This window comes from Streptomyces sp. NPDC059371 (genome assembly GCF_042751995.1).
GTDB lineage: Bacteria > Actinomycetota > Actinomycetes > Streptomycetales > Streptomycetaceae > Streptomyces.
On the sequence record NZ_JBHYXD010000098.1, the window covers coordinates 1 to 18479 of the forward strand.

General features: G+C 71.0%; 20 protein-coding genes and 2 tRNA genes. 6 read left to right on the top strand and 16 right to left on the bottom strand.

Features of this window, described 5'->3' with window-relative positions:
• Positions 1 to 261: 261 nt before the first annotated feature.
• Positions 262 to 870: a SigE family RNA polymerase sigma factor gene (locus ACFXGX_RS35145; protein ID WP_384799772.1), complete on the top strand. Its 609-nt coding sequence runs from the start codon at positions 262 to 264 to the stop codon at positions 868 to 870.
• 115 nt (positions 871 to 985) lie between these two features.
• Positions 986 to 2641 (top strand): long-chain fatty acid--CoA ligase, encoded by a 1656-nt coding sequence (locus ACFXGX_RS35150; RefSeq protein ID WP_384799775.1) that lies wholly within the window; start codon positions 986 to 988, stop codon positions 2639 to 2641.
• A 131-nt stretch (positions 2642 to 2772) separates the two neighbouring features.
• Here ACFXGX_RS35150 and ACFXGX_RS35155 read toward each other — a convergent pair whose 3' ends face one another.
• Together ACFXGX_RS35155 and ACFXGX_RS35160 are read right to left on the bottom strand one after the other, a co-directional pair.
• Positions 2773 to 7005: a PAS domain-containing protein gene (locus ACFXGX_RS35155; RefSeq protein WP_384799778.1), complete on the bottom strand. Its 4233-nt coding sequence runs from the start codon at positions 7003 to 7005 to the stop codon at positions 2773 to 2775.
• A 258-nt stretch (positions 7006 to 7263) separates the two neighbouring features.
• Positions 7264 to 7830: an SSI family serine proteinase inhibitor gene (locus ACFXGX_RS35160; RefSeq protein WP_384799781.1), complete on the bottom strand. Its 567-nt coding sequence runs from the start codon at positions 7828 to 7830 to the stop codon at positions 7264 to 7266.
• A gap of 157 nt (positions 7831 to 7987) precedes the next feature.
• On the opposite strand from ACFXGX_RS35160, the gene ACFXGX_RS35165 reads away from it, so the two are divergent.
• Both ACFXGX_RS35165 and ACFXGX_RS35170 read left to right on the top strand, forming a co-directional pair.
• A tRNA-Ser gene (locus tag ACFXGX_RS35165) sits at positions 7988 to 8078 on the top strand.
• A 239-nt stretch (positions 8079 to 8317) separates the two neighbouring features.
• Positions 8318 to 8390: transfer RNA gene (locus tag ACFXGX_RS35170), tRNA-Arg, on the top strand.
• A 77-nt stretch (positions 8391 to 8467) separates the two neighbouring features.
• Here the strand turns inward: ACFXGX_RS35170 and xerC are convergent.
• The 14 genes from xerC to ACFXGX_RS35240 all read right to left on the bottom strand — a co-directional run bounded on the left by xerC (position 8468) and on the right by ACFXGX_RS35240 (position 16710).
• Positions 8468 to 9694: a tyrosine recombinase XerC gene (xerC, locus tag ACFXGX_RS35175; RefSeq protein WP_384799784.1), complete on the bottom strand. Its 1227-nt coding sequence runs from the start codon at positions 9692 to 9694 to the stop codon at positions 8468 to 8470.
• Positions 9691 to 9897 carry an excisionase family DNA-binding protein gene (locus ACFXGX_RS35180; protein ID WP_384799787.1) on the bottom strand — a complete coding sequence of 69 codons (207 nt, stop codon included), beginning with the start codon at positions 9895 to 9897 and terminating at the stop codon, positions 9691 to 9693. Before ACFXGX_RS35180 ends, xerC begins: the two co-directional genes overlap by 4 nt.
• A complete protein-coding gene (repSA, locus tag ACFXGX_RS35185; protein WP_384799790.1) occupies positions 9894 to 11276 on the bottom strand; it encodes a replication initiator protein RepSA in 1383 nt (460 codons plus the stop codon). The genes ACFXGX_RS35180 and repSA overlap by 4 nt, the downstream gene beginning before the upstream one ends.
• On the bottom strand, positions 11273 to 11479 hold the full coding sequence (locus ACFXGX_RS35190; RefSeq protein WP_384799793.1) for a hypothetical protein: 207 nt from the start codon (positions 11477 to 11479) through the stop codon (positions 11273 to 11275). Before ACFXGX_RS35190 ends, repSA begins: the two co-directional genes overlap by 4 nt.
• Entirely contained in the window at positions 11479 to 11664 is a 186-nt protein-coding gene (locus tag ACFXGX_RS35195; protein ID WP_384799796.1) for a hypothetical protein, read from the bottom strand. Before ACFXGX_RS35195 ends, ACFXGX_RS35190 begins: the two co-directional genes overlap by 1 nt.
• A gap of 85 nt (positions 11665 to 11749) precedes the next feature.
• Positions 11750 to 12301 carry a GGDEF domain-containing protein gene (locus ACFXGX_RS35200; protein WP_384799799.1) on the bottom strand — a complete coding sequence of 184 codons (552 nt, stop codon included), beginning with the start codon at positions 12299 to 12301 and terminating at the stop codon, positions 11750 to 11752.
• A gap of 92 nt (positions 12302 to 12393) precedes the next feature.
• A complete protein-coding gene (locus ACFXGX_RS35205; protein WP_384799802.1) occupies positions 12394 to 12711 on the bottom strand; it encodes a SpdD-like protein in 318 nt (105 codons plus the stop codon).
• A gap of 25 nt (positions 12712 to 12736) precedes the next feature.
• Positions 12737 to 12892: a hypothetical protein gene (locus tag ACFXGX_RS35210; RefSeq protein ID WP_384799805.1), complete on the bottom strand. Its 156-nt coding sequence runs from the start codon at positions 12890 to 12892 to the stop codon at positions 12737 to 12739.
• Between the two features lie 10 nt (positions 12893 to 12902).
• A complete protein-coding gene (locus ACFXGX_RS35215) occupies positions 12903 to 13094 on the bottom strand; it encodes a mobile element transfer protein (RefSeq protein WP_384234205.1) in 192 nt (63 codons plus the stop codon).
• A gap of 19 nt (positions 13095 to 13113) precedes the next feature.
• Complete coding sequence (locus ACFXGX_RS35220; protein WP_384799808.1) at positions 13114 to 13794, bottom strand: DUF2637 domain-containing protein; 681 nt, start codon at positions 13792 to 13794, stop codon at positions 13114 to 13116.
• Complete coding sequence (locus ACFXGX_RS35225; protein WP_384799811.1) at positions 13794 to 14012, bottom strand: hypothetical protein; 219 nt, start codon at positions 14010 to 14012, stop codon at positions 13794 to 13796. Before ACFXGX_RS35225 ends, ACFXGX_RS35220 begins: the two co-directional genes overlap by 1 nt.
• Positions 14013 to 14079: 67 nt before the next feature.
• Entirely contained in the window at positions 14080 to 15435 is a 1356-nt protein-coding gene (locus tag ACFXGX_RS35230; protein WP_384799814.1) for an FtsK/SpoIIIE domain-containing protein, read from the bottom strand.
• Between the two features lie 2 nt (positions 15436 to 15437).
• Positions 15438 to 15791, bottom strand: coding sequence for a hypothetical protein (locus tag ACFXGX_RS35235; RefSeq protein ID WP_384799816.1), 354 nt, complete (start codon positions 15789 to 15791; stop codon positions 15438 to 15440).
• A 139-nt stretch (positions 15792 to 15930) separates the two neighbouring features.
• Positions 15931 to 16710, bottom strand: a complete 780-nt coding sequence (locus ACFXGX_RS35240) for a GntR family transcriptional regulator (RefSeq protein WP_384234214.1) — start codon at positions 16708 to 16710, stop codon at positions 15931 to 15933.
• Between the two features lie 18 nt (positions 16711 to 16728).
• Here ACFXGX_RS35240 and ACFXGX_RS35245 point away from each other — a divergent pair, with 18 nt between their 5' ends.
• Positions 16729 to 17196, top strand: a complete 468-nt coding sequence (locus ACFXGX_RS35245) for an NUDIX hydrolase (RefSeq protein WP_384799821.1) — start codon at positions 16729 to 16731, stop codon at positions 17194 to 17196.
• A gap of 971 nt (positions 17197 to 18167) precedes the next feature.
• A complete protein-coding gene (locus ACFXGX_RS35250) occupies positions 18168 to 18440 on the top strand; it encodes a hypothetical protein (RefSeq protein ID WP_384799823.1) in 273 nt (90 codons plus the stop codon).
• Positions 18441 to 18479: the final 39 nt, after the last annotated feature.

The window sequence follows — 18479 nt, forward strand, 5'->3', positions numbered from 1 at the left end:
GTGCCGGTACATCGATGCCCGTCGCCACCGACGCCCACGCCTCACCCAACGGCGACGGGCTGATGCACCGGCACGGCCCCGACCCACCACCGGACGGGAACCGCGCCCGGCGGCCGTCTCAGGGGTGAACCCTCAGACGGGTTGACCCGCTTGTCCACCTTCAGGAGGTGGGACCGACCCCGTCTCTACAACCTGAGGCGGACACCGCTTCGGGACCTCCGGCCGATCCGCCGGACGAGGGGGCGAACCTAGCGTGGAGCCATGACCACACTCGTCTGCACGAGCGCCTCGAACGCCGCCACCGGGGCGGCACGGACCCTTTCGTACCCGTCGTTCTCGTCGTACGTGAAGGCGCGGCAGCCGGTCCTGCTGCGTACCGCCCGGTCGCTCACCGCGAACCCGAGCGACGCGGAGGACCTGCTGCAGACGGCACTGACGAAGACGTACGTCGCCTGGGACCGGATCGAGGACCACCGGGCGCTGGACGGCTATGTACGGCGCGCCCTGCTGAACACGCGGACGTCGCAGTGGCGCAAGCGCAAGGTCGACGAGTTCGTCTGCGAGGAGCTGCCGGAGCCGGAGGGACTCCCGGCCGCCGACCCCGCCGAGCAGCAGGCCCTGCACGACGCGATGTGGCGGGCGATCATGAAGCTGCCGGCGCGGCAGCGGGCGATGGTGGTGCTGCGCTACTACGAGGACCTGAGCGAGGCCCGGACCGCGGAGGTCCTCGGGGTCTCCGTCGGCACGGTCAAGTCAGCTGTCTCCCGTGCGCTGGGCAAACTGCGCGAGGACCCCGAGCTGATCCCGGTCCGTCAGGAAGCCGCCTGTCCGCCGGCCGCCCGTCAGCAGGGTCTCCGCCCGGCCGCCTAGCGGGCCCCGAGGTGATCGATCATTCCGGGGCCTAGTGACATACCACGCGGTATGTGCGCAGAATCAGCGCAACCCATTACTACCGCGTAGGCAATGTCGCCCCCGGGAGGACGCCGTGCTGAGCACGATGCAGGACGTACCGCTGACTGTGACCCGCATTCTGGAGCACGGGGCGCTGGTGCACGGAGGGTCGCTGATCACGACCTGGACGGGCGAGGCCGAACCGCATCGCCGCAGCTTCCGCGAGGCCGCCCGGCGCGCGCACCGGCTCGCCCACGCCCTGCGCGACGACCTCGGGGTGACGGGCGACGAGCGTGTCGCGACCCTGATGTGGAACAACGCCGAGCACGTCGAGGCGTACTACGCGATCCCCTCCATGGGCGCCGTGCTGCACACCCTGAACCTCCGCCTCCCGGCCGAGCAGCTCGTCTTCATCGTCAACCACGCGGCCGACCGCGTCGTCCTCGCCAACGGTTCCCTGCTCCCGCTCCTCGCGCCGCTCCTCCCCCAGCTCCCGACGGTGGAGCACGTGGTGGTCTCGGGTCCCGGCGACCGTTCGGTGCTCGACGGGACGGGCGTACGGGTGCACGACTACGAGGAACTGCTCGCCGGGAAGCCGGACGTCTTCGACTGGCCGGAGATCGACGAACGGCAGGCCGCGGCCATGTGCTACACCTCCGGGACCACCGGGGACCCCAAGGGCGTGGTGTACTCCCACCGTTCGATCTACCTGCACTCCATGCAGGTGAACATGGCCCAGTCGATGGGGCTCACCGACTGCGACACGACCCTCGTCGTGGTCCCGCAGTTCCACGTCAACGCCTGGGGCCTGCCGCACGCGACCTTCATGTCCGGCATCAACATGCTGATGCCGGACCGCTTCCTCCAGCCCGCGCCGCTCGCCGAGATGATCGAGAGCGAGCGGCCCACGCACGCCGCCGCCGTCCCGACGATCTGGCAGGGACTGCTCGCCGAGCTGACCGCCAAGCCCCGTGACGTCTCCTCCCTCACCCAGGTGACGATCGGTGGCTCGGCCTGCCCGCCCTCGCTCATGGCCGCCTTCGACGATCTGGGCATGCGGGTCAGCCACGCCTGGGGCATGACCGAGACCTCCCCGCTCGGCACCGTCGCCCGCCCGCCGGCCCACGCGGTCGGCACGGAGGAGGAGTTCGCCTACCGCCTCACCCAGGGCCGCTTCCCGGCGGGCGTCGAGGCCCGTCTCACCGGCCCCGGCGGCGAAAGGCTCCCGTGGGACGGCGAGTCCGCGGGCGAGCTGGAGGTCCGGGGACCGTGGATCGCCGGCGCCTACTACGGCGGCAACGACGGGGAACCGCTGCGCCCGGCCGACAAGTTCAGCGAGGACGGCTGGCTCAAGACCGGTGACGTCGGCACGATCAGCCCGGACGGCTTCCTGACCCTCACCGACCGCGCCAAGGACGTCATCAAGTCGGGCGGCGAGTGGATCTCCTCGGTCGACCTGGAGAACGCCCTCATGTCCCACCCGGACGTGACCGAGGCCGCGGTCGTGGCCGTCCCCGACGAGAAGTGGGGCGAGCGCCCGCTGGCCACCGTCGTCCTGAAGGAGGGCTCCGCCGCCGACTTCGAGACCCTGCGCGCCTTCCTCGCCGAAGAGGGCAGGATCGCCAAGTGGCAGCTCCCCGAGCGCTGGTCGATCGTCGAGGCCGTCCCGAAGACGAGCGTCGGCAAGTTCGACAAGAAGGTGATCCGCAAGAGGTACGCCGAGGGCAGCCTGGACGTGACCAAGCTCTGAGGGCGACCTGAACGCGCAGGCCGGGCGGGGGCCCCAGGGCTCCCCGCCCGGCCTGCGCGTGTTTCACGGTCTAGGGGCGCGGGCCCATACGGCGCGGTCGTACGGCGGCTCGTACGGCGGCCCGTACGGACCTAGTTGGTGCCGATGCGGGCCAGGAGGTCGACGATCCGGTCCTGGACCTCGTCGCTCGTCGAGCGCTCGGCGAGGAACAGCACCGACTCCCCCGCCGCCAGCCGCGGCAGTTCGGACGGGTCGACGGCGGCGGTGTAGACGACGAGCGGTGTGCGGTTCAACTGCCCGTTCGCACGCAGCCAGTCGACGATCCCGGCCCGTCGGCGCCGTACCTGCAACAGGTCCATCACCACGAGGTTCGGCCGCATCTGCGCGGCCAGCGTGACCGCGTCCTCGTCCGTCGAGGCGCGCGCGACCTGCATCCCGCGCCGTTCCAGCGTCGCCGTCAGCGCGAGCGCGATCTCCGCGTGCTCCTCGATGAGCAGCACGCGCGGCGGGTGCTGCTCGGAGTCGCGCGGCGCGAGCGCCTTCAGGAGTACGGCGGGGTCGGCGCCGTACGCCGCCTCGCGCGTCGCCTGTCCGAGTCCGGCCGTCACCAGGACGGGAACCTCCGCCGCCACGGCGGCCTGGCGCAGCGACTGGAGCGCCGTGCGGGTGATCGGGCCGGTGAGCGGGTCGACGAACAGCGCCGCGGGGAACGCGGCGATCTGCGCGTCGACCTCCTCGCGCGAGTTCACGATGACCGGCCGGTAGCCGCGGTCGCTCAGCGCCTGCTGGGTGCCGGCGTCGGGCGCCGGCCAGACGAGCAGCCGCCGCGGGTTGTCCAGCGGCTCCGGGGGCAGTTCGTCGTCCACGGGCCGCGGCTGCGGCGGGTCGGCGACCTCGACGGCACCGCCGGGACCGTCGAGCGGCTCGGGGCCCTCGGCGGCGTTCTCGTCCGGCGCTCCTATGGCGTAGGACCGTCCCGCGCCCTCGGTGGTACCGGGCCGCCGGGGTCCGCCACCGGGCTGGGCACCCTGCGGAAGAGCGCGCGCGGCGGTCTCCGGGCGCTCGGCGGCGGGCTCGGGCGGAGTGCCGAGCTTGCGTCGGCGGCCCGCGCCGTTCGTCGCGTGCGGGGGAGGAGTCGGGGCCTGGACGCCGCTGCCCGGATGGGCCGCCGGGGCCTGACGGGCGAACGGGACGCCCTGGCCGAGCGTGCGCACGCTTATGGCACGGCCCTGCGTCGAGTTGGGGTCGGCCGCGGCGGACGCTGGCGTCGCCTCGGCGGGCAGCGGCTGGGCGACCCGCGCGGCCGGGCGCTCAGGAGGGAGCGGGGCGGGAGCCGCCTGGGCGGCCGGGGCCGTCCCGTTCGCCGCGTTCGCCGCCGGGAGCGCGGGCCGCGCGCCGGTGGTGTTCGCGTCGGGCCAGGACTGGGCCGCCGGAGGTGGCGTGGAACCCTGCGCGGCGACGGCGGACAGGCCGGGGGGAACCGGCTGACCGGCGGCCGCGGCGACCGGGACGGCCTGCGCGGAAAGCCCCTGCGCCGGAACCGCCTGCCCGAGCGCGGGCACCGGCTGCCCGGGAACGCCCTGCGCCGGAACCGCCTGCCCGAGTGCGGGCACCGGACGTCCGGGAAGTCCCTGCGCGGGCACCGGCTGCCCGGGAAGTCCCTGAGCCGGTACCGGCTGTCCCGGAACGCCCGGCGCCGGAAGGGCCTGCGCGGGTACCCGGGGTGCCCCGGGTGCCGCTTCGGGCGCGCCTTCGGCGAGCTGACGGGCACGTCGGCGGCCCGTCGGGGCGGCGGCCGGGTGCGGCTGCGCCGGGGTGTGATCGTCGTCGGGGTCGTGCCGCATCGCGTCGTGGCGGCCGTCGGGCTGCTGGGCCAGCGCGACCTGGGCCTGCACCTGGTCCTGCGCCGCCTGGGCCAGCTGCGCCCGCGCCGCCTGGACCTCGGCCGCGTGGGCCTCGGCGGCCTGTTCCTGCGCGGCCTGCGCCTGCGCCGCGGCCTGGACGTACTCCGGCGAACGGTCCGCCTCCGCCGGCGGCAGCGCGAACACCGCACGGGCGCCCGTGTCCTGCGCGGCGGCACGCTCGGCCGCCGCGGCCAGCGCACGGCGGCGCCGCCCGGTCGGCCGGCCCGCCTCGTCGACCGTGCCGTCGTCCTCGTCGGGACCGTCGACCGGGGACGCGGCGGCGGGCGCCGCCGGCAGCGCGTTCTGCTCGCCGTCCCGGCGCGCACGCCGTCCGGAGGGCACCGGCACTCCCTGCGGAGGCACCGTCCCGCCCAACCCGGACCCCGTGGCCGCGGTTCCCGCCCCGTGCTCGCCCGCCATCACGACCGCGCCCTCGGCCACCCCGTCGGGCGCGCCCGGGGCGTCGCCCGTGCCCTCGGCGGCGCTGGGCCGGCCACGACGCCGTCCGGTACCGCCGGAGCCGTCCTCGGAGCCGTCGCCCTGCTGCTCCTGCGCGGGAACCGGCGCCTCGCCGGCCGCCTGCTCCTCCGCGGCACGCCGGCGACGGCGCCCCGTGGGAGCGGTCGTGCCCGCCGCCTCGACGGCGTTCGGACCGGACTCCCCCGACTCCTCGCTCTCCAGGAAGGCGTCCGTCGAGGCACGCCGGGCCCGCCGCCGGCCACCGCTCTGCTGCGGGGCCTGCTCGGGAAGGGCGATCTCGGCGCCGACGGGCGCCACGGCGTCGAACGGGACCGCGCCCGCCCCGCCGCCGATGGGCACCTCCAGGACGTACGCGCTGCCGCTCATCCCCGGCACCTCGTGCGTCTGGAGCACACCGCCGTGCGCGCGCACGATCCCGCGCACGATCGGCTCGTGCACCGGGTCTCCCCCGGCGTACGGCCCGCGCACCTCGATACGGACGACCTCGCCGCGCTGCGCCGCCGCCACGACGACCGTGTTGTCCATGTAACCGCCCGCCGACACCGGCGCGTTGCCGGTCGCGTCGACGCCCGCGACATCCGCGACGAGGTGGGCGAGGGCGCGCGCGAGACGCTGCGGGTCGACCTCGGCCTCGATGGGCGGCGCGTGCACGGCGAACTGCACGCGTCCGGGCCCGATCAGGTCGACGGCACCTTCGACACCGGCCGCGACCACGGCGTCGAGCATCACGTTCGTACGGAAGATCGTCTCGATGCCCGCGTCCAGCCGCTGGTAGCCGAGGACGTTGTCGACGAGCGTCGTGATCCGTGAGTAGCCGGCCGCGAGGTGGTGGAGCACCTGGTTGGCCTCGGGCCAGAGCTGCCCGGCGTCGTCGGCGGCGAGCTTGGCGAGTTCGCCGCGGAGCTGGTCGAGGGGGCCGCGCAGGGAGTGGCCGAGGACGGCGAGCAGCTGCTCGTGCCGGGCGGCCAGCGCCTCGAACCGGTCCTTCTCCCGCTCACCGAGCGCCGCGTACCGGTCCTCGCCGGCGGCGATTTCCTCCTCGTGCCCCTCGGTCAGCCCGGTGAGCTCGGCGGTGTGGCGTTCACGCAGCTCCGCCAGTTCGGCGGTGTGCTCCTCGCCGATCCGCTCCAGCTCCTCGGCGTGCCGGGTGTCGGCCGCCTCCTTCTCCTCGACCAGGGTGTCGTACGGGCGCCGGTCGGTGAAGGTCATGACGGCGCCGACGAGCTGCTCCCCGTCGCGCACCGGAGAGGTCGTCAGGTCGACGGGGACCTTGTCCCCGGACTTCGACCACAGCACCTGACCACGCACCCGGTGCTTGCGCCCGGAGCGCAGCGTGTCGGCGAGCGGCGACTCCGCGTAGGGGAAGGGCTCGCCGTCCGCCCGCGAGTGCAGGATCAGGGTGTGCAGTTCCCTGCCGCCGAGATCGCTGGCCCGGTATCCGAGGATCTGGGCGGCGGCGGGGTTGACGAGGACGACCCGGCCGTCGGTGTCCGTCCCGACGACACCCTCGGCCGCCGCGCGCAGGATCATCTCGGTCTGGCGTTGCGAACGCGCGAGCTCGGCCTCGGTGTCGACGGTGCCCGACAGATCGCGCACGACGAGCATGAGCAGCTCGTCGGGGAGGGGGCCGTAGTTGTCGTAGGCCTGCTGGCCGCTCTCCAGATTCGCACTGGTGACCTCGACCGGGAACTCCGAGCCGTCGGTCCGCCGCGCGGTCATCCGGGTCGGCTTGGTCCGCCCGCGCTCGTCGGTGCTGTCGGGGCGCCGCATCGAGCCGGGGATCAGCTTCGAGTCGAACTCGGGAAGCAGATCGAGGAGCCCGCGGCCCACCAGAGCCGTGCCCGGGGTCTCGAAGGCCTCCAGGGCGATCGTGTTGGCGTTGACGACGGTCCCGTTGGCGTTGACCAGGACCAGCGCATCCGGCAGCGCGTCCAGTATGGCTGCGAGGCGAGCAGCGCCTCGGGATGGCCTGCTGCTCACGAGACGCTTCCTCCCTGTTACCGCACCTTGCCGACCGCGGAGGCCATATTGCCAACCGGCCCGCGGCGTGTCACGCGAGGGAGTCTACGGGCAGAGGTTGCGCTCGCGATGCCGGATGAGAGGGAGGTCGCACACATATGAGACGCAGAAGCGGCGTAGAACCTGTGACCACGCATTTCACCGTACGGAACCGTGAGAGCACCGTGAGATCACTGTGACTCCACCGTGTCCTCGGCCCTTCGGCATCTCTGTCGGCATCTAGGAGCGGGTGTCGGGAAGGACGGGCACGAGGGCGTTCCAGCGCGAGATCTCGCACCCGTTTGCGCGGTCGTAGCGCGCGTCGACGGGGCGCCCCGCCCAGGTTCCGGTGACATGCGCGGTGGCGGAACCCCCGTAGACCATCGTGCACAGGGCGTCCGGCGGCACCGGGGCGAAGGTGTCCTTGCCCCAGGTGGTCATCCGGTCCAGCCGGTCGCAGGCCTCCGCCGCGCGCGGATGGGTGCCGCCGGCGGGGTGGCAGTCCAGCTCGAACGTCCCGTCCGCGCCGCCGCCCGCCCCGTCGACGGTGACGGTCAGCCGGTCGGAGGAGTCCTCCGGACGGGCCGGCGGGGGCATGAGCGCCGACAGGACGACGTCGGACGCGGCGGCGACGGCCCGCGCGGACGGCGTCCCGGCGGGGAACAGCGACGATCCTCCGCCGGTGAACGCCGCCATTAGAGGGGACGCCCCGGGGGCGTCGGAGAGGGTCCCGGCGACGGCGCCGGGCACCGAGGAGAGCGCGGCGGAGGCTGACACGGCGGCGGTGAGGAGCAGTCGGCGCAACATGACCTGCCTAACGCGGGGCGACGCGCCCGGTTGCGTGTTCGCGGGGGCTTTGCAGTGCGGCGTATCCGCCTAGTACCGTGGGGGGCGATTGGTGACACCGCGCTCGTCTGTGTCATCATCTGCACGCACCACTCGCGCTCGCGTGAGGGGTTGTGCGGGAGGCGTCGCCTAGTCCGGTCTATGGCGCCGCACTGCTAATGCGGTTTGGGACTTCAATCCCATCGAGGGTTCAAATCCCTCCGCCTCCGCGCGAAGATCCGAAACCCCGGTCCACTGGACCGGGGTTTCGGCGTTCCAGGGGTCCGCGAGACCCGCCGAGCGTGCCGGCGTCCAGGACGTCCACGAGCGCCCAGAAGCACGTTTGCCCAGCTCACAAGGGGTGAGGCAAACGGATTTCACATGGCGGCGGCAGTCATGTAATGTTCTTCCTGTCGCCGCGAGCGGGGCAAAAGCCCGGGGAGCGAAGACAAGAACAAAAACAGAACAAGCACTCGTAGCTTAACGGATAGAGCATCTGACTACGGATCAGAAGGTTGCAGGTTCGAATCCTGCCGAGTGCACACAGGTGAGAGGCCCCGGAGAGATCCGGGGCCTCTTGCGTTTCCGCGCCGTACAGCAGCGAAGTACAGCAACCGTCCTACCCCGTACCGCCCATGGCGTCGGACAGCTTGCCAATCGCCGCGCGCACTTCTTCCTCGCTCGCCTCGGCATAGACCTCCATCGTCATGGCGATCTGTGAGTGCCGCAGGATGCGCTGCGCCACCTTCGGGTGGACCTTGAGCGCGACCAGGAGCGAGCTGCACGTGTGCCGGGTGTTCCGCAGCGGGATCATCCGAAGGTCGGCGCGGCGGGCCCGCAGCGCGAACATGCGGGTCAGGTTGCCCGGCTCGATCGGGGTCCCGTGCTTCGTGGTGAAGATCAGGCCGTGGCTGTCCTGCCAGAGCTCCCCGGCAGCCTTCCGGTCACCAGTCTGCTGGGCATGACGCATCCGCAGCGCCTTGAGACAGAGCGCGGGCAGCGGCAGGAAGTCGTCGGAGTCCTCGGTCTTCGTCTCGCGGTGCAGGATCTGCCGACCGGCCCGCTGGATCTGGTGATCCACGTACAGCTCGCCCCTCTCGAAGTCGACGGACTTCCACGTCAGGCCGAGCACCTCACCACGGCGCAGACCGAGGGACAGCACGAGCACCCAGGCCGCGAAGAGATGGTCATCGCGGCTAGCCGCATCGGCGAGGAACCGGCCCGCCTCGGCAACGGACCACGGCTTGATCCGACGACGCCGAGGCTTGGGCACCTTCACCAGGGAGGCGACGTTCTTGGTGATCTCCTCCTCGGTGACCGCATGGGTGAGCGCAGCACGCAGGGCGTCGCGAGACCCTTGGATGATCCGTCGGGACGGGTAGGCCTCGCAGCAGTCCCCAACCGCGCAGCACTTCTGGCGGTTGGGCTCCCGCTTGGCGTCCTTTCCCTGGGCGCAGCACTGGCAGACAGTCGCCAGCTTGGTCAGCCACTCCCGCACGTCCCGGACAGTCAGCTTGTCCAGCCTTTTGGGCCCGAGGTGCGGGGCGATGTAGAGCCGCACGTATCCCTCGTACGAGACGTACGACAGCGGGGCGAGGTTGGGCTTCACGATCGAGTCGAGCCAGTACGCGAGGAAGGCTGCGAGGGTCCGGTGGCGGGTGACCACTGGACCTCTCTTCGCTTCAGCGTGGAGCGCGAGCCACTTCTCGTGGACGTCCTCACGAGTCTTGCCATAGGCGTACTTGCGAGCCCGTTTGCCGTCCGGCTTGGTCACCCAGACGTAGGCCGCGAAGCCGTTCTTGTACGGGTAGATAGAACCTTCGCCGTTGCCGCGCTTGCCGCTCATGCTGATGCCCTCTCAGCGTCGGCGGTGACGTGCTGGATGTACTCGTCCACCCAGGCCGGGAGGATGCGCCGGTTGCGTCCGACCTTGACGGAGCGGATCTCGCCAGTGAGTACGAGCATCTTGGTCTTGGACAGGCTGAAGCCGAGCATCTCGGCCACCTCTGCCGTGGTGTGCCATTTGCGTGCGATCACAGCCATGGTCATGCTGCGGCTTCCTCCCAGTTGAGTTGGTCTTGCATGGCTTCGCGGGCGGTCTCGCGGTTGTGTTGGAGGTCGCGGGCGATGGTGGCGGCGAGGGCGGACTCGCCGGGGGTGTGGCCGTGGCCGGCGTATTGCCAGTCGGCGAGGACGAGGACGGTGTCCGGCTCGCGGTACTCGAGGCCGAGGGCTTCGCGTTCCTGCGCGGCACGGAAGTCCGCGCGGGCCTTGCGGAGCTCCCCGAGAGTGGTGGAGTAGCGGCGGGACTTGGAGCTGAAGTGGCCGCGGAAGCCGAGCATGTGAGCCCAGGCCCACAGCCGCCGATCCGGGTAGAGCGGGTCGAGTTGCTTGCAGGCTTCGATGAGGCGGCGAGTGTGGTCGGGGACCTGGTGGCGGTCGAGTTCGGCGAGCTCGCCGATGCGCCGGTCGAGAGTGCCGGTGTTCTCTGCCGCTTTCGTGGCGTACTTCGCGACGTAGGAGGCGACCGCCTGCTCGGTGATGTCCGAGCCGTCGCCGAAGGCTTTGACCGGGCGGACGTCGAGCTGGGTGCCCCAGCGGAAGGTGCGGGCGGGCTGGTCCTCGGCGGCCGGGGCGGAGACCGAGGTGTAGGAGTGCGCCGCGGCGGCGTGGATGGCATCGGTGAGGAGACCGACCGTGGCCCAGGCCGGCGGCGGGGTGTCGGGTCCGTCCGGTCCGTCGAGGCGGATGACGGCGTGGAAGTGCAGGGCGCCGCGCTTCTGGAACTCGGCGACCTTGCCGTAGGACAGCCGGGCCGACTCCTTCAACTCTCGCTGTGACAGACCGGCGCGGGCGGCTATCTCGCGGCGGAGCCGGTTGGTGAAGCGCTGCCAGAGGTTGCCCGCGTGGTTGTTGAACAGGACGGCGCCCGCGTAGTCGTAGGTGCCCGGGTCGAGGGCCGTTCCGAGCGCGGGGTCGTCGGCCGGGTGCCGGGTCCCGCAGCGGCAGGCGCCTCGGTCAGGGCGGTTGTGGACGGAGCCGAAGGAAGGGGCGGTGAGGGTGGCGAAGACGCGGGGATGGTCGCGGACCGTGGAGGGGATGTCGCGGCGGTCGTCTCCGGCCAGGCCCGCGCGGATGAGGTGGTAGGTGTCGCCGGCGTAGGTCCATGCGCAGGAGGGGCAGCGGGAGGCCCGCCGGTTGCCGCACGCGAGACGGAGCCGTCCGCCCGGCTCGGACTCGGTCGAGTAGTGGTGCAGGGTCTCGCCGGACGTCTTGTCCTTGGACAGGGTCCAGCCGGTGAGGTGGATGGGGTCGGTGCAGCCGCCGGTGCGGCGGATCTGCTCGTGCCAGCGGTCGAAGTCGTCGGCCGAGGCCACCCTCAGCAGATCGCCGAGGGTGGCCAGGTCGAGCTGGGGTGGGAGGTTCAACGGCGCCACCATCCCCGCTTCTGAGGGGTGCTGGCGCTGCTGCTGGAGGTCTCGTTAGAAGAGCGGCTGGCGCGGGTGGGCTGCGCGGTCCGGTCTTTGTCGTGCAGGTGGTGCGCCTTGACGATCTTTTTCAGGCGGTCGTAGTCGCCGTCGATGGGGTCGGGCGGGATGCGGTCGACTCTGCGGCTCCAGTTGCGGGGCATCAGGCGCTCACCGCCTGGCGGACGGCGGGGCGGGTGATGGTGCCGGTGCCGTGGCAGGCCGGGCAGTGCGCGGTGATGGTCCGCAGGAGTCCGTGCCGGTTGCGGCCGCCGAGGGTGACGGCGGCGGAGGCGAAGCCGTCGCAGTTCGGACAGATCCGGGCCCTCGGCCGAAGGCGATACGTCATGCTGAGAGTTCCTTTCGATTGCGGTTGGAAGGAAGGCCCCGGGTGGCGGCGTGCTTTGGCGGCTTGTGCGCCACCCGGTGGCCGCTCAGTGCGTGGTGCGGGAGCCTCGGCGGCCACGACCCTTCGCGGCGTACATGGCCGCGTCGGCAGCGGTGAGGGCGTCGGGCAGGCATGGCACCGGCAGATCAGCGACGGCGCAGACCCCGACTGAGGCAGCCAGCGACAGCCGAACTCCCTCGTAGGAGAGCGGCTGGTGGAGCGTCGCGATGAGGGCGTTGAGGTCGACGACGGCCAGGTTGCGGACGACGGCGACGAACTCGTCTCCGCCCAGGCGCCCGGCGAGACCGTGCCGTCCGCACCAGGCGCGCAGCCGGTCGGCGGCCTCGGCGAGCGCGACGTCACCGGCGGCGTGGCCGTGGGTGTCGTTGAGGGTCTTGAAGTGGTCGAGGTCGACCAGGAGGACGGCGGCGTGCGGGTGCCGGCGGATGACGTGTTCCGCGCGGGCGGTCCATCCGGCCCGGGTGTGCAGGCCGGTGAGCGGGTCGCGGCGGGCGCATGCGAGGCGGCGGGCGAGGATGCTGCCGTGCACGGCCCAGCCGAGTAACGGCGCTGTGCTGGCGACTATGTGCGCGTCCATGACGTACTCCTTTGGCGAGGGCGGTTGGTCGGTGGAGCGCGGTCCCGGAGGCTGCTGCGTGCTTGGCGGCTTGTGCGTCGCCCCGGGGCCGGTCAGCGGCGGTGCTGGGAAGCGGCGAGCGAGCGGATGACCACGGCGCAGACGGCGACGGACGCGGCGGTGATGGCGACCGCGAGGAGCATCGAGACCAGGACGACGCCGACGACCAGGACCACGGCCGCGCCGGTACCGACGAGGGCGACGGCGGAGCCGGGGGTGAGCTGCACAGTGGGCCGCGCCGGTACCGGCGCCGGGGCGGGCGTGTAGTGCTGCGGGGCCTGCTGGATGACGGCGGTGGGTTCGACGACCCGGGCGGGCGGGATGGTCTGGCCGGTGGGCTGGGGCATGGCCGGGACCTTGGGGCGGAGCATGGCGGGGTCTCCCTTCTGCGGGTGGTTACTTGACGGCGGTGTCGATGACGGGGGCGAGGAGGCTGTCGGCGAGGAGGTAGCCGCCGAGCAGGAGGACGGCGATGAGCCACCAGGGCGGGCGGATGAGCTTGACGCCGAGGTAGCCGACGACGATCAGGGCGAACCAGAGCGGGACCTGCACGGGTGTCTCCTCAGCGCGGGGTGCAGTGGTGGGTGCGGGCGGCGAGCTGGGCGGCGGTCTGGCTGGAGTAGTCGGCGGACCAGCCGCAGTGGTCGTTGGTGCAGACGGCGGCGTGTTTGGTGTGGCCGTGACGGTCGCGGTGGGTGCCGATCTGCACGGGGCCGATCCGCATCACGGAGTGGAAGTGGTCGCGGGCGGGCATGACGGGTTCTCCTTCCGGGTCAGGTGAGTTGGGCGGCGATGGCGTCGGCGAGCTGGGGCGGGACGCCGAGGCGGGCGCGCAGGGTGTCGGTGTCGATGTGGGCGCCGGTGCGGGCCTGGTGGTCGGCGGCGACCTTGCGGGCGTGGTCGACCAGCGCGGCCGGGACCGACGGAAGCGCCGAAGCCGCAGGAGCGGGTGCCAGTGCCGGGGTGTCCTCGGCCGCGGGGAGCGGTGCCGGTTCGGGCTGCGGCTCGGGGACGGATTCCCGCTCGACTTCCGGCGCAGGGGTCGGGCCCGCGGGGGCCGGCGGGACCGGCTCTAGGTCTTCGTCCTCGACCCCGTGGGAGTGGGCGAGGAGGGTGCCGCCGAGGAAGGCGAGGGCGGGCCATCCGGCGATGCCGAACCGCAGCCAGGCCGGGGGATGGGCGAGGTCGAGGAATCCGGCGGTGGCGACGTTCGCGCCGAGCGAGGCCACCAGGGCGATCAGGAACCAGCACCAGGCCAGCCGGGAAGGTCCGTCCGAGCGGAGCCGTCGCCAGGCGGCGACCAGGAGCAGATCCACGCTGATCGGGTAGGCCCAGCCCTTCCAACCGGTCTGCCCGGCAGCGTCGGCCAGCTCGTGCAGGTGGGCGAAGGACAGAGCTCCGGCAATCACGGCTTGGACCAGGACGGCGTCCACGCGGAACGCGGGCCTGGCCATCACGAGCTGCCGGGGTAGTCGGGGCCGTCGGTGGGGTCGTATCCGGGCGGGAACGTGCCCGCCGGCGGCTCGGGCAAGGACGCGGCCAGCGACGGCGCCACCACGTCGACGAAGTCCCGGTCGGCGCCGGATGTGTCGGAGTAGAGGGCAAGTTGGCCCAGCAGGAGCACGGTGCGGGCGAAGTCCTCGCAGTCGGGGCACATGGCGGGATCTCCCATCAGCAGGCATCGAGGGGGTAGGGACCCGGCGCGAGACGGTCACGCCAACCGGAGAGCGAGGGAGGAGTCAGGCGGTGACGGGAGCAGCCTTGGCGAGCGGCTCAGAGGCCGGGGCCAGGGAGCCGACGACGGGCCGGAACGGCGCGAGGGCGGGCAGGTCCGGGGCGCGGTCGGCGTAGCGGTTGCAGATGTTGACCGCTGCCCGCAGCGAGGTGTGCGGGGCGCGGATGCGGGCCCAGCCGCCGGAGGAGTCGCCGGTCACGGCGATGCCGGGAGTGTCGGTGCGGATCTGGATCGCCGCGAGGACGGCGTCCGGGGCGATGTCACCGAAGGCCATGTTCGCCGACGACTCGTCGTTGACGCGGTGGGCGGTGCGGCCGGTGAGCTGGGCCCGCAGCATCGTGATGCCCTTGCCGAGCTCGGAGCCGAATCGCTGCCCGCAGATCTCCAAGTAGATGCCGGCGGCCCGGCCGAGCTGGGCGAGGCGGACCAGGGCGGTGATGATCCGGTCCCGTCGCTTCTCCTCGTCCTTTGTCGCGAACAGGGCGAGTTCGGCGACCTCGTCGACCAGGACCACGACCGGGACCGGGCGCAGGTGGTCGGGCAGGTCCCAGATGTCGGCGGCGATCTCCGCATCCGGCACGTTCACCGTGATCCGCTGCTCGGCCCGGATCACCTGATAGACGTCCGCCATGTGCGAGACCAGGGCTTCGAGGAGATCGAGGGCGGTGTCGGGGTTGTCGGCGAGCGCGGAGAACCGGCGCGCCAGCGGGAACAGCTCCACGCCCTGCTTGCAGTCGATCCCGACCAGCGCGACATCCATCGGGGCGAGGCCGGCCACCAGGTTCCGCTGGTACACGGACTTCCCCGATTCCGTGGCCCCGAGGGTGAGCCCGTGCGGGACGGCCCGGTAGTCGCGGTAGTGCACGGCCCCGTCCTCCCGCAGGGCAACCGGGACCCGCATCGGCGCCGGATCAGCCTTGGCGGGCATCTGGACCCGCTTGAGGACGTCGTATCCGGTCATCCGGACCTCGACCACGCCGGAGCGCAGCTCACGGGAGGTCACGCCGTACATGCCGAAGGAGTGGCGCAGCCGGTCGGTGGCGGCGGAGACATCGAACGCGTCCTGCCCGGGGCGGAGCTTGAGGCGCAGGACCAGGCCGGTCCGGGTGGGGCGAAGGCGCAGAATGCGCGGGGCCCTCGACTCCGGGACAGGCCGGTTGGTCATCCGGGCCAGTGCCAGGCGCCAGCGCGAAGGCGGGACCGTCAGCCTGCACGCGTCCATCACCGACGTGTAGTGGACCAGCACCCGCACCGTGGCGAACACGGCACCGAAGGCCAGCCAGTACCAGGCCGGACGCCGCCACCGCAGGACCAGCACAGCAGCAACAACCAGCACCAGGACGATGGTTAACCCGGTCATGATCAGGCCGCCTTCGACGCCGAACCGGCACCGGCGAGCGAGGTGACCGCGACCGCGCGGAACGCGATCCCGTGCCGCTTCTGCCCGTTGAACTCGTTCTCCCACGCCGAGGCGACCAGGCCCGTCAGCGCGACCGGAGTTCCCATGGTCAGGTCCTCGGAGACGCCCGGCTCGGGCACGGTGAGCTTCAGGATCTCCACCTCGTCCGGCGTGGAGAACATGACCTCCACCGTCATCAGCGTGACGCCGTCCTTGTCCACGGCGATCTCACCGGTACGACGGTCCTTGATCTTCGGCTGCGGGGCCTTGGCGACCATCACGGTCGCGTTCGTGGTGTCGACGGGGATCTGACGCACAGCGATTCACTCCTCTATAGAGGCTAGATTCCGTCACTCATATATATGAGTGACATGAAGAAGAGTGCATGACTCCTGTACATGAGTCAACCCGCCGCGAAGAAGAACTCGCGGCGGGCTGAAAGAAGTTGAGGGTGCGTCAGTCGACTGCTGGGATCCGGTACTCGAAAACGAACTGGTCAGCGGCCATGAGGGTGTCGCAGACCTCGACCACGCGACCCTCGGTCGTGCGGGCCTCACGGATCAGGTGGATGACCGGGGCACCGGGGCTGAGAGCCAGCTCCGAGGACTCTGCCTTGGAGGCCGGACGCCCTTGCAGCGTCTCGACGAACTCCTCGAACTCGTGCCCGTGGTCTTCGAGCCGGGCATAGATGCCGCCACCGCCGGGATTCTCGGCGAACAGCTCGGGGATGTCCTTCACGACGTCCCACGGGAGGTACGACGTTGCCGTCTCGACGGGCGTGCCGTTGCGGAAGTAGAGACGCCTTCGGGCGAGCACCTGAGTGCCGGCGGGGATGCTCAATCGCTCCGCGGCATCCTCCGGGGCCTCCATCGGGCCGATGTATAGGACGCTCACCTTGGCTGTGGCGCCGGACTGCTCGGACTCGGCGAGATAGGCAGCCTTGCCACCCTGTCGAAGTGAGCGCCGGAAGCGGTCAGAGGATCGATGGCGGACCGGCGGCCGATCCTTCACGGTCGAGCCCTTGCCGTGCCGCGTCTCGACCAGTCCACTCGCGCGCACCTCGACCATGGCCTTACGGATCGTGCCGCCTGCAACTCCGTAGCGGTCGACCAGTTCGGACTCGCTGGGCACCATGTCGCCTGGCTTGAGGACGCCAGCCTTGATCTGCTGAACGATTTCGTCGGCGATCTGTACGTACCGGGGTACGGGCCGCTCACCTCCTACTGCTGTTCCCATAGTCCTTCTCTTCCTCCTATGCTCCTGCACATGAGTAACAGTGCCCAGGAAGGTGAGTCAACGCCGCTGCACTCCGTGTCTGTAGCGGGAGTGGTGATCGGTGAGGACGGCCGACTTCTGGCAATCCGCCGCGCGGACAACGGCACTTGGGAGCTCCCCGGCGGCGTACTCGAACTCGATGAGACCCCCGAGGCCGGTGTCGTCCGCGAGGTCCTGGAGGAGACGGGCATCCACGTCGAGGTGGACCAGCTCACCGGGGTCTACAAGAACACGACCAGGGGCGTCGTCGCCTTGGTCTTCCGGTGCAAGCCTTCAGGGGGCACCGAGCGCACCTCCAGCGAATCGACCGCGGTTGACTGGCTCACGCCCGACGAGGTCAACGAGCGCATGGCGGAGGTCTTCGCAATCCGACTCTTGGATGCCCTGGACGGCAACGGCCCCCATGTGCGGAGCCATGACGGCAAGCGTCTGATCACGGCGCGGTAGAACTTTCTCTACTTCATCAAGCCCCGGCTGCGCTCCGCTCCGCCGGGCGCGCTCCCGGCTCCGCTGCGGGCGCCGCTCCTGCCTTCGGCCCGCTCCGCCCGCGCTGCGCCGACGCGCGCCCATGTGTGGATAGGGCCCGGAGGCCATGAGTCGAGCACTGTAGAGAGCGGCCACGGTCAGAACGTGCCTCCGGCGGGGGCGCTCAGGCTCCGAGATGGCGGGGGCGCCGTTCGCGTGTGCCGGCCGAGTGTGGCGTGTGCGGGGTGCTCCCATCCCGTCTGCCGTCGACCCAGGCAGAGCCGAGCAGTCGCGGCCCAGGGCGTCAAGGTCGTTCGTCCGGCAGGGCGCTCCACCTTGACGCCCTGAACCACGCCCGCTCCACGGTGTGTGGGTCGACGGCAGACGGGATGGGAGCTGGGGGCAGTGGAGGCTTGGGTGAGGAAGCGAAGCGGCCATCTGGAAAGTAAGTGATGCAATCTACTAGTGCCACTTACCCCGCGACTTGTGGCGTGTACTTCTGTGCACCGCATGAAGGAATCTTGGTCCGACTAGGAAAGTTTTTCTTCTGCACAGCCAGGGGCAAGAGAACCTGCTGGTCAGTAAGCCCTTCTCGTGTGGCGTGGCTAGCTATCCACAGGCCTGTCCCGCAGGTTCTACACAGCTGTGGGTCAAGTCTCCACAGCGGCACCGAGGTTGTACCCAGGGCCTGTGGATAACCAGATTGGCTGGTGGCAAGGGGCGTGCCACTATCAGCAAGCCAAGCAACGCAACTGACCCACTAGGCGGCCAAGTTGATGTTGAGCGAGTTCCACGTGAAACGGCTTGCGGAAACAATGCCCGTGTCTGTAAACGGAATTGGGCTGCTCAGGTGTCAGTGGCGTGCCGTAGAAAGGTCAGGCCTAGACGAGACGCGGGGCGCACCCGAGCACTTTGGCGAGAGGCAGGTGCGCCCCGAGAGAGCCAGGAGGAACATGAACACGCCCCGTCTGACCCGCGACGCCCAGCTTCAGCACGGAAGCTTTGGCGCTAGTACCACTGTTCCACGAGTCACTGACAACGCCCAATGGGTATGGCTCGGAGCAGTAGCCAGCTGCGTCATCGGAGCCCAGCCCCTTGCCGCAGCCCTCGATTCGGCGACGCAGCTGGTCACAGTGATCATCGTGCTGTTGCTTGTCCGAGCGCACCTGCAGAGTCAGCCTCGACTGCTGTCGCGGGAAGCCTTCAAGGACAATGCCGATGTCTGACACCAGTGGCTGATACCACCAGAGGCGAACAACGACGCA